The organism is Eremococcus coleocola ACS-139-V-Col8, from assembly GCF_000183205.1.
GTDB lineage: Bacteria > Bacillota > Bacilli > Lactobacillales > Aerococcaceae > Eremococcus > Eremococcus coleocola.
Genome location: NZ_AENN01000017.1, coordinates 239,459 through 249,969, shown reverse-complemented (window position 1 = coordinate 249,969; position 10,511 = coordinate 239,459). Strand labels below are relative to the sequence as shown.

At 36.5% G+C, this 10,511-nt stretch carries 10 protein-coding genes; 6 read left to right on the top strand and 4 right to left on the bottom strand.

The annotated features are described in order from the left end of the window. The 4 genes from recF to dnaA all read right to left on the bottom strand — a co-directional run. The coding region (gene recF, locus HMPREF9257_RS07975; protein ID WP_006418750.1) for a DNA replication/repair protein RecF at window positions 1–981 on the bottom strand (981 nt) is incomplete at its 3' end. Window positions 982–983: 2 nt separating this feature from the next. After that, window positions 984–1,220 carry a S4 domain-containing protein YaaA gene (gene yaaA, locus HMPREF9257_RS07970; RefSeq protein WP_006418720.1) on the bottom strand — a complete coding sequence of 79 codons (237 nt, stop codon included), beginning with the start codon at window positions 1,218–1,220 and terminating at the stop codon, window positions 984–986. 151 nt (window positions 1,221–1,371) lie between these two features. Beyond that, on the bottom strand, window positions 1,372–2,526 hold the full coding sequence (gene dnaN, locus HMPREF9257_RS07965; RefSeq protein WP_006418786.1) for a DNA polymerase III subunit beta: 1,155 nt from the start codon (window positions 2,524–2,526) through the stop codon (window positions 1,372–1,374). Window positions 2,527–2,697: 171 nt separating this feature from the next. Next, a complete protein-coding gene (gene dnaA / locus HMPREF9257_RS07960; RefSeq protein ID WP_006418716.1) occupies window positions 2,698–4,047 on the bottom strand; it encodes a chromosomal replication initiator protein DnaA in 1,350 nt (449 codons plus the stop codon). Between the two features lie 451 nt (window positions 4,048–4,498). On the opposite strand from dnaA, the gene rpmH reads away from it, so the two are divergent. The 6 genes from rpmH (at window position 4,499) to treC (ending at window position 10,449) form a co-directional block, all read left to right on the top strand. Beyond that, a complete protein-coding gene (gene rpmH, locus HMPREF9257_RS07955; protein WP_006418931.1) occupies window positions 4,499–4,633 on the top strand; it encodes a 50S ribosomal protein L34 in 135 nt (44 codons plus the stop codon). Between the two features lie 269 nt (window positions 4,634–4,902). Next, on the top strand, window positions 4,903–5,283 hold the full coding sequence (rnpA, locus tag HMPREF9257_RS07950) for a ribonuclease P protein component (RefSeq protein WP_028124868.1): 381 nt from the start codon (window positions 4,903–4,905) through the stop codon (window positions 5,281–5,283). Further along, window positions 5,273–6,106 (top strand): membrane protein insertase YidC, encoded by an 834-nt coding sequence (gene yidC, locus HMPREF9257_RS07945; protein WP_006418752.1) that lies wholly within the window; start codon window positions 5,273–5,275, stop codon window positions 6,104–6,106. Before rnpA ends, yidC begins: the two co-directional genes overlap by 11 nt. 30 nt (window positions 6,107–6,136) lie before the next feature. Further along, a complete protein-coding gene (gene jag / locus HMPREF9257_RS07940; RefSeq protein ID WP_006418822.1) occupies window positions 6,137–7,048 on the top strand; it encodes an RNA-binding cell elongation regulator Jag/EloR in 912 nt (303 codons plus the stop codon). Between the two features lie 208 nt (window positions 7,049–7,256). Further along, on the top strand, window positions 7,257–8,765 hold the full coding sequence (treP, locus tag HMPREF9257_RS07935; RefSeq protein WP_006418890.1) for a PTS system trehalose-specific EIIBC component: 1,509 nt from the start codon (window positions 7,257–7,259) through the stop codon (window positions 8,763–8,765). Window positions 8,766–8,784: 19 nt separating this feature from the next. Then, entirely contained in the window at window positions 8,785–10,449 is a 1,665-nt protein-coding gene (gene treC, locus HMPREF9257_RS07930; protein WP_006418936.1) for an alpha,alpha-phosphotrehalase, read from the top strand. Window positions 10,450–10,511 lie beyond the last annotated feature (62 nt).

Here is a 10,511-nt window from a genome sequence, read left to right as displayed (position 1 = left end):
CTGCCGGTGGGCATCTAATTCTGAAAGAACATCATCTAGGAGTAAGACCGGATAATGACCTTTTAATTCCTTAATCAATTCAATTTCAGCTAATTTTAAACTTAAGACAATGGTTCGTTGCTGGCCTTGCGACCCAAAAAATTGCGCTGGCTTGCCGTCTAAGTAAAAACTTAAATCATCTCGGTGCGGCCCATAGAGGGTAACCCCTTGGTCTTTTTCTCGTTGCTGGTTTGCTGCAAATAAGTCGGTAAAGGCTTGAGCCAGTTGGTCTATCTCTTGATAATTAAGACGAGAATGACTGGCATCATAAGAAATAGTTAATTGATCCTTTTGACCTGATAGTTCTTCTTGAATTTCTTGGGCTAAACGGGCTAAGTCTTGAACAAATTTCGTCCGGTAGCCTATCACTTTGACAGCTTGTTCAATAAATTGTTGACTAAGTACTTCAAAGTATAAGTCATCAAACTTAGTCGAACGACCATAATCTTTTAGATAGCGATTCCGTTGTTTTAACAAGCGATGGTAGGTTAATAATTCTTGTAAATAAACAGGATGGGATTGGCCTAATTCCGTATCAATAAACTTACGCCGTAAACCGGGAGCCCCTTTTATTATTTGTAAATCTTCAGGAGCAAAGAGGATTACATTTAATTTTCCGATAAAACTCGATAACTTAGCTTGATCGATATAATTAAATTTGGCTTGTTTACCCTTGGAAGAAATTTGCAGGGAAAGGGGATAGGAATAATTCTCTGTTTGGACCTGACCTTCAACTAAAGCAAAGTCCTGGCCCCATTGGATCAGTTCTTGGTCGTGATTGGTCCGATGACTTTTAGTCACCGATAGCAAAAAAATGGCCTCAAGGAGATTGGTTTTTCCTTGGGCATTATTGCCAACTAATATTGTCAAACCATCATTTAATTCTAGCTGCAAATTGCTATAGTTACGGTAATGGCTTAAATGAATTGATTTTAATTTCATACTCAATCACTATCAGATAAACCATAAATTCGAATTATACGATTTTCATGGGGGAATTCAATTAAATCACCTGGATAAAGTTTTTTCCCGCGACGATTTTCACTTTCTCCATTCACATAAACCATGTATTCACTTAAATACCACTTAGCCATCCCACCTGAAGCGATGATGTCTACGTATTTCAGTAATTGTCCTAAAGTTAAATAGTCAGAATCAATTTTTAATACTTCTTCTTCCATTTAGTCACCAACCCTCCATTTTATCTACTATATTATACCCCTTATTAGCTTATACTACAAATTTTTATTCATTTAAGTAAAAATAAGCCCAAATAAGCATTTTTGTCTAAAATAAAAAAGCGGCCTAAAAAGGCCGTTTTTTTGAATATTATTAAGATTGATGGGTCCGGATTGGGGTTAATAATTGTAAAAGTTCATTATGGGCTAAGTCAGAACCATCTAGAGCAGACAGAAGCATTGGCCGCACAGCGGTTTGGAAGTCTATTTTAATATCAATCCCATTAAAGGACTTGAGGGCATCTCGCATGTAGTCTGGGTTAAAGGAAATTAATAAGTCTTGTCCACTTACTGCTTTCAGCTGAATATCCTCACTGGCTCGGCCCCGTTCATTACCAGATACAGAAAGTTCAACCGCTTGGTCTTTAATCGATAATTGGACAATATTATTTTTACTTTGGTGAGACATAAGACTAGCCCGTTCAATGGCTGCTAGGAAATCATTCGCATTAACCACTAATTGAGTCTGATGGTTGCTTGGAATTAAACGGTCCGTATCAGGATAGTTTCCTTCAAGTAGGCGGGAATAAATCGTTAGATTTTCTAAAATAAAAATAACTTGCTGTTCATTCACCAACATTTGAAGTTTTTGGTCATCTTCAACAATGCGAACTAATTCAGTCACGGTCTTTTTAGGAATGGTGACATTGGTTAAATCAAGCAAGTCCGTATTTAATTCAACGGGAATTTCACGGCGACTTAAACGGTGGCTATCTGTCGCAACCCCGGAAATATAATCAGGGTGGATACTTAAATTTAAACCAGTTAAAATAGGTCGACTCTCTTGGTTGGAGGCAGAAAAGATGGTATGGTTGATCATTTCTTTAAAAGCCAAAGTAGGTAGGCTGACAGTATTTTCAAAATCAATTTCTGGTAAGTGAGGATAAGCTGCCCCATCTTGACCATTCAAGGTAAAAACAGCAGGACCTGAGGTAATGGTTAATAAGTAATTAGAATCACTTTCAAGGAGAATTTCATTAGTTGGCAATTTACGAATAATATCATTAAATAAACGAGCACCTACGACAATGGAACCTTGTTCTTTAATATTTAATTGTAAAGATTCATCTTGATTTGAAAGAAAACTTTCAATTGAGATATCTGCATCAGAACCAATTAAAGTAACGCCATCAGGATTAACTTCAATCTTAATCCCAGTTAAAATGGGAATGGTTGTTTTTCCTGGGATTGCGCGTGAAACATTATTTAAGACATCTGTAAATTTTTGACGATTAATCGTAAATTTCATGGGTGAACTCCTTTATAAATATAATATTAAATTAAATAGTCATAGTAGTAGGGCCTGTGGATATTGTAGAAAAATCAATTGGATCAAGCTAGGCTTGAATTTCACCAGTGAATAAGCTTGTGGAAAAATTGAGGATAAGTCCAAAACTTATCAACAGGTGCATAAATCAGTTTAAGACATCAACAATTTTTTTAGCTTATTTATATCCTCTTTGAGTTCAATGTTATAGCTGATTTCATCATTAATTTTTTCGAAGGCATGGATGACGGTTGTATGGTTTTTGTGACCAAATTCTTCACCAATTTTGGGAAAGGATAATTCGGTTAATTGGCGACTTAAATACATGGCAATTTGGCGCGGCATGACAATTTCTTTTTTCCGCTTTTTACCTATTATATCAGTTACGGTGACATTATAATAGCGGGCCACTTGGTCGATAATTTCTTTAGGGGTGATATCATTTTGTTGATTGTCATCAACAATGTTTTTTAAGGCTTCGGCTGCAAGATCGGTAGTAATATCGAGCCCTTTTATGGCAGCATAAGCAATTACACGAACTAAGGCACCTTCTAATTCCCGGATATTGGAATCAATATGACTGGCAATGTAGGTCAAGGTTTCTGAATTAATATCAAGATTATCGGTTGAAGCTTTTTTGCGTAAAATAGCAATCCGTGTTTCTAAATCAGGGGGAGTGATATCGGTGGACAAGCCCCATTTAAAGCGTGAGATTAAACGTTCTTCTAGATTGGTAATATTATTCGGTAGCCGGTCAGAGGTCAAAACAATCTGTTTACCGTTGTTATAGAGTGCATTAAAAGTGTGGAAAAATTCTTCTTGTGTTTTATCTTTATTGGAAAGAAATTGAATATCGTCAATTAAGAGAATATCAATCTCACGGTACATTTGGCGGAAATGGTCTTGGGACCCATTTTGGATTGAAGTAATAAAGTCATTCACAAAAGATTCTGAGGTCGCATACTTAATCTTTGCACCAGGATTCCGATGTTTAATCTCATTACCAATCGCTTGCATGAGATGGGTTTTACCCAGCCCCACGCCTCCATATATTAAAAAGGGATTGTAGGTTTTACCAGGGCTTTCAACAACGGCTAAGGCTGCGACTGAAGCCATCTTATTATCCTCACCGATAACAAAGTTTTCAAAAGTGTAATTTGGATTGAGGTGACTTTCAGTGGTGTAATCGGTTTGAGTATTCTTAAGATCTACTTCTGAATTTGAAGCAATTTGAGGTCGAAAATTTTCTTCGTTATCTTGGACAATGGTAAAGATGGGTTGATATTCTGTACCGAAACGTCGGTTGCTGTATTGTAAAACATAACCAGCTAAGTGATCTTCCCAGTATTTTTTGGTCATCTTGTTGGCAACCGCAATTGTGATTGAACGATTATCAAAACGAATTGGATAGGTGGCATCCACCCAATTTTTATAGGTGGACTGGGAGAGAATATCTCTAAGATAGTCTTTAATTTCTATCCAGAAACTTTGCATATCTTCCATTCAGGTAATCCTTTCATCTGTAACTAATCAAATTAAGGGTACTTATACACAGTTCATTTTATATCATTGTGTTTTATCAACATATAATCAATTGATTTATGCACAAGTTGATAAAAAGTGTGGATAAGTCCAGAATTTAAGTTATTTTTATCTATTTGTGGAAAACTTTAAAAGTCTACAGCTTTGATTTTATCATAAATTATAGACTTATGCACAAAAAACTGTGTATATCTTGAATTTCTTGTGGATTGTTAATATCTTAAGCAAAATGGTGTGAAGAAAAATTTTAGGCTGTAAACTTTATCCACAAGTTTTTAACAATTGTGGATGTCTTGTGGATAAGACACGACTGGTCTGGTTTAATTTTTATAAAATATCTTGACAAACATATCAAGCTTCTATAAAATATTGTGGTATTGTACTTACAGTATGCAATCAGGAGGTGTAACGCATGAAAAGAACATACCAACCAAAAAAACGTCATCGTCAAAAAGTTCACGGTTTCCGTCAACGTATGAAAACTAAAAATGGACGTCGTGTGTTAAGAAAACGTCGTCAAAAAGGCCGTAAATCTTTAGCAGTATAATGAATATAGGGCTGGGCATCAAGTCCAGTCCTATTTTTTTATCAAAAATATACTTGCTTACAGTCTTGTTTACTTGAAAACCATACTGTAATACGACTTGTTTCAAGTAAGTAGTCTTGTATGAACGAGTGAATGAAGCAAAAAATATCCGAGGATGCTTCTAGCTCGTTCTTTTTATTTGATCAAATTGCTAACAAGTATTTTTCTTTTTATCAAATATTAGCTATAATAAGGAGCGAAATGTTTTTAGTAGAAGTGAGAGGTTGTCAGTGAAAAAGAAATATCGGGTAAAAAAAGAAAAAGAATTTCAAGAAGTTTTTCACCATGGTCAATCGATTGCTAATCGGCAGCTTGTGCTTTATACCTATGCTAAACCTGGTCAAAGTCATTTTCGGGTGGGTCTGTCTGTAGGAAAAAAGATGGGGAATGCGGTTGAGCGAAATCAAATTAAACGCTATTTAAGACAGGCCTTGCATGAGTTAGAACCAGCGATTCAAACTGACCTTGATATTCTACTGATTGCAAGAAAAGATATTTGTGGGCGCTCTATGGCTGAGGTCAGAAAATCGATGATCCATGTCATGAACTTGGCCCATATCTTGGATAAAGAAATATTAAAAAGTATCATGGGAGGTTTCAATGAAAATTAAATCAAAGTGGATTAAAAGTTCAATTCTACTTGGACTTACCTTGTTTTTAGCAGCCTGTTCGCGGACAAATGCACCCCTGAGTCAGGACTCAACTGGATTTTGGGATCGTTATATTTTGTATTACTTAAGTCAATTTATTATTTGGCTTTCAGACTTATTTGGTGGTAATTATGCCATTGGGATTATCATCTTTACGGTAATTATCCGGGTAATATTATTGCCAGTGACTAAGATGCAGATTGAATCCCAACGTAAAATGCAGGAGATTCAACCTGAATTAAGCCGCTTGAAGGAAAAATATCCAAATCGGGATGCGGCCTCAATGGAAATGATGCAGGCAGAGCAAAAAGAAATCATGGAAAAGAATGATGTCAATCAATTTGCCGGTTGCCTTCCTTTATTAATTCAATTACCGGTTCTGATGGCCTTATACCAAACTATTCAAAGAACGACCGAAATTAATCAAGGTTATTTCTTATGGACTTCATTAGGGCAAAGAGATCCTTACTTCATTTTACCGATTATAGCTGCCCTTTTAACTTTTGCTACGTCTTACTTGTCTATGAAGGCTCAACCAGAAAAGAATTCTAGCATGCAAATTATGCTATTCACCATGCCGCTTATGATTCTTTTTATTGGGATTTCTTTACCAGCCGCCCTTTCTTTATACTGGGTGGTAACCAATGCCTTTACAGTAGCTCAAACCCTGGTCTTGAATAATCCCTATAAGATTATCGCGGAACGACAAGCTAAAAAAGACGCCGAGAAAGAAAAACAAAGACAATTAAATAAGGCCTTAAAACGTGCAACCAAACGGAAATAAGGCTTCTGTTGATAAAGAAAGGAATAGACTATGTTAGAACATTCAATTACAGTTAAAGCAGAAACAGTGGATCAAGCGATTGAAAAAGGTTTAAAGGAATTAGGAATTTCAAGAGATCAAGCAACCGTTCGAGTAATTAATGAAGGAAAGAAAGGTTTTTTTGGTTTTGGTAAACAAGATGCTGTTGTGGATATCCAACGCCAAGAAAAAGTATCTTTATCTGAATTAACCCAAGAATTAGAAACAAAAACCAATCAGCCTCTTAAGGAAGAAAAGGAATTAGAAGTAAAATCAAGTCCGGTTGAAACTGAAAGCAAAGTAACTGAAGTACCCGTCACTGAAAGTAACACGTCTGAGTTGATTCAATCAGATCTAACTGAGGCGGCTTCTGAAGAAGTAAATAAAGCAAGGCCTGTTCAATCCGACCAAGAACAAGCAGAATTAAATCAAGCAAGTCAAGAAAATGATGCGGTAGATATTCAAGAAGCTTTAACCACCGTATCTAAGTATTTAGAAGATATTATTCGTGAATACGGGGCTGATGCGAGCGTTTCTGCGACACGCGCTAGTAAAAATGTGGTGTTTGAAATCGAAACCGATAAATCTGGTTTAGTGATTGGTAAACACGGTAAAATCATTAATTCCCTTCAAATTTTGGCCCAAACCCTTTTATTGAGTCTCCACCATCGTTATTTAAATGTTGAATTAAATGTGGGAAATTATCGGGACCGTCGGGCGAATGTCTTAGAACAAATGGCTGAAAATACCGCTAAAGAAGTGATTGAAACGCGGCAACCAGTTATTTTAGATGCCCTTCCTGCATATGAGCGCAAGCAAATTCATGCCCATCTTTCAAATATTGCTCATATTTCTACACATTCTGAAGGAAAAGAACCAAATCGTTATTTAGTTGTGGAATATGTTAAGGAAGAAAACGTATAATTTTAAATTTTAAATAATACAGCTAAGTTTTAAGCAAAGGAATAATCCCATGATTATTAGTACAGAATTGCTTATAAATACTTAGCTGTTTTTTTTTGTTTTTATATTGTGAAATAAATAATTTAAAGATTTCCTATATATTTATTTAAATCATTAAGCTATAATACTCCCATACTTATTTGTTTGAACAAAAGGGAGGAAGAGAAAAATGACTAAGTATGAAAATGATGCTAAAGAACTACTAAACCTGATTGGTGGTTCGGACAATATTAATGCGGTGACTCACTGTGCGACGCGGATGCGGTTTGCCTTGAAGGATCCTGAGATTGCTAAGACTACAGAAATTGAAGCTCTACCATCTGTTAAGGGTTCTTTTACCCAAGCAGGTCAATACCAAGTGATTATTGGTAATGATGTGGCTGATTTCTATAAAGATTTTGAAAAGGCTTCTGGTGTTATTGGTGGCTCTAAAGAAGATGTTAAAAAAGCTTCTGAGAGTAACCAAGTTTGGTGGCAACGAGTGATGACTTTCCTAGCTGAAGTATTCGCACCAATTATTCCTGCTATCATTGTTGGGGGGCTGATTTTAGGCTTCCGTAATATTTTAGAAGGTGTGGGCTTCGAATCATTAGGACAACAAGTCATTGATGGTGTTAAACAAACTACTCCGGATGGTGAACCGATTTGGAATCGAATCGTGAATGTCTCTCCATTCTGGAATGGAGTAAATGCTTTCTTATGGTTACCAGGTGAAGCAATTTTCCACTTCTTGCCTGTAGGTATTACTTGGTCTGTGACTCGTAAAATGGGTACCACCCAAATTCTAGGGATTGTTTTAGGAATTACCTTAGTTTCTCCACAATTATTAAATGCTTATGGGGCGGCTGATGCCTTAGCTAGTGGTGAAGTTCCTCAATGGGACTTTGGTTTCTTTAAATTAGATATGATTGGTTACCAAGCCCAAGTCTTACCAGCTATGTTTGCTGGTCTAGCCCTATCTTATTTAGAAATATTCTGGCGTAAAGTCGTACCTGAATATGTTTCAATGATTTTTGTGCCATTCTTATCATTATTACCAGCAGTTATCTTAGCTCATACTATCTTAGGTCCAATCGGTTGGTGGTTAGGTTCTATCATTTCAAATGTTGTATTGGCTGGTTTAACAGGACCTCTATCTTGGTTATTTGGTTTAATATTTGGTGCCCTTTATTCACCACTGGTTATTACAGGTCTTCACCATATGACCAATGCCATCGACTCACAATTAATTGCTGACACAGGTACTACTGGTTTATGGCCAATGATTGCCCTATCAAATATTGCCCAAGGTTCTGCTGTTTTAGCTGTTTGGTGGTTAACGCGTAAAGATGCGGATGAATCACAAATTACAATTCCATCAGCGATTTCTGCATACTTAGGAGTGACTGAACCCGCTATGTTTGGGGTTAACTTAAAATATGTTTATCCATTTGTGGCTGCCATGTGTGGTTCTGGTATAGCTGGTCTTATTGCTACCAGCTTCAAAGTGGTGTCTAACTCTATCGGGGTTGGTGGTTTACCAGGATTTTTAGTTATTCATATTGATTCTATGGTTATGTTCTTTGTTGCTATGGCTGTAGCACTTGTAGTACCATTTGTATTGACCTTAGTCTTTAATAAGATTGGTTTCTTAAAGAATAATACCTTAAACTTTAATATTCCATTCTTTAACAAATAGTATTTTTAAGGAGGCCCTCATGCAAAGTAGACAGCCCATTATTTATCAAATTTATCCTAAATCTTTCAAGGATAGTACTGGTTCAGGTACTGGTGATCTACGAGGTATTATAGAAAAATTTGACTATATTGTGAACCTAGGTGTTGATATGATTTGGTTAAATCCGATTTATCCTTCACCCCAATATGATAATGGTTATGATATTTCTAATTATAAGGCTATCAATCCTGATTTTGGAACCATGGCTGATTTTGAAGAATTAGTCAGCTTGGCCGATCAACATGGTATTGGGATTATGATGGATATGGTATTAAATCATTGTTCAACCGAGCATGAGTGGTTTCAAAAGGCTTTAGCTGGAGATAAATATTATCAAGACTTCTTCTATTTACGTCCCCTTAAAGCCGATGGTTCTTTACCGACAAATTGGGATTCTAAATTTGGTGGCCCCGCCTGGGCGCAATTTGGTGATACAGACTTATATTATTTACATCTTTATGAACTACACCAAGCTGATTTAAATTGGCATAATCCTAACGTCCGGCGTGAATTGTATGATGTGGTGCAATTCTGGCTTGATAAAGGTGTACGGGGCTTCCGTTTTGATGTCTTAAATGTGATCGGTAAAGCCGAGCAATTAGTGGATAGTGACCAGCCAGGTTCTAGCCAAGAAAAGAGTCTTTATACAGATACTCCGATTGTCCATGAATGGATTCATGAAATGAATCAAGCAACCTTTGGGTCTTATGATGATGTTGTGACCGTTGGTGAAATGTCTTCGACTACCATTGAAAATTGTATTGAATATACTCGACCTGAAAATCATGAATTATCGATGGTCTTCTCTTTCCACCATTTAAAGGTGGATTATGAGGATGGGGAAAAATGGTCTAATCCACCCTTTGATTTCCTAGCTTTGAAGAAGATTTTAAACGATTGGCAGACAGGGATGTCTGATGGTGGGGGTTGGAATGCTTTATTTTGGAATTGTCACGACCAACCACGCTCGAATAGTCGATTTGGAGATGTAGTTAATTTTCCTTTTGAAACAGCCTCGATGTTGGCAACCAGTATCCAATTGATGCGGGGCACCCCTTATATTTATCAAGGGGAAGAAATCGGCATGACAAATCCTAATTTTCAAAAAATTGAAGATTATCAGGATGTGGAAACCCTCAATAATTATCAAATTATGTTAGATAAAGATTATTCTGAAGCTAAAATAATGGAGATTATTCAAGCTAAGTCTCGGGATAACAGTCGGACCCCAATGCAATGGGATGCTAGTCCGCATGCTGGATTTTCTCAGGCTGAATCTTGGCTTCGGGTTGCATCAAATTATACTAGCATCAATGTATCGCAAGAAGAAAGTCAAGGACGGATATTACCTTATTATAAAGAGTTGATTGCGCTGAGAAAGCAATATCCTATTATTCAAGTGGGTAACTATCAAGGTTTATTATTAGATCATCCACAGGTTATGGCCTACCGGCGGGATTATCAAGGCCAGACCTTATTCGTCTTATCTCATTTCTATCCAGGTAAGCTGACAGTGGATCTTTCAGAACTCGGCTTGGACTTTAATCGTTCTTATCAGAAATTAATTGGTAATGGTTCTTTATCTGTATTAAAGGATCAAGTCCAATTAGGGGATTATGAAACTGCAGTATTTTTAATTAAATAAGAATAATTTAGGACCTTTTGTGCGAATATTAGCCAAAAGGTCTTTTATTTATTGTAGGCGCC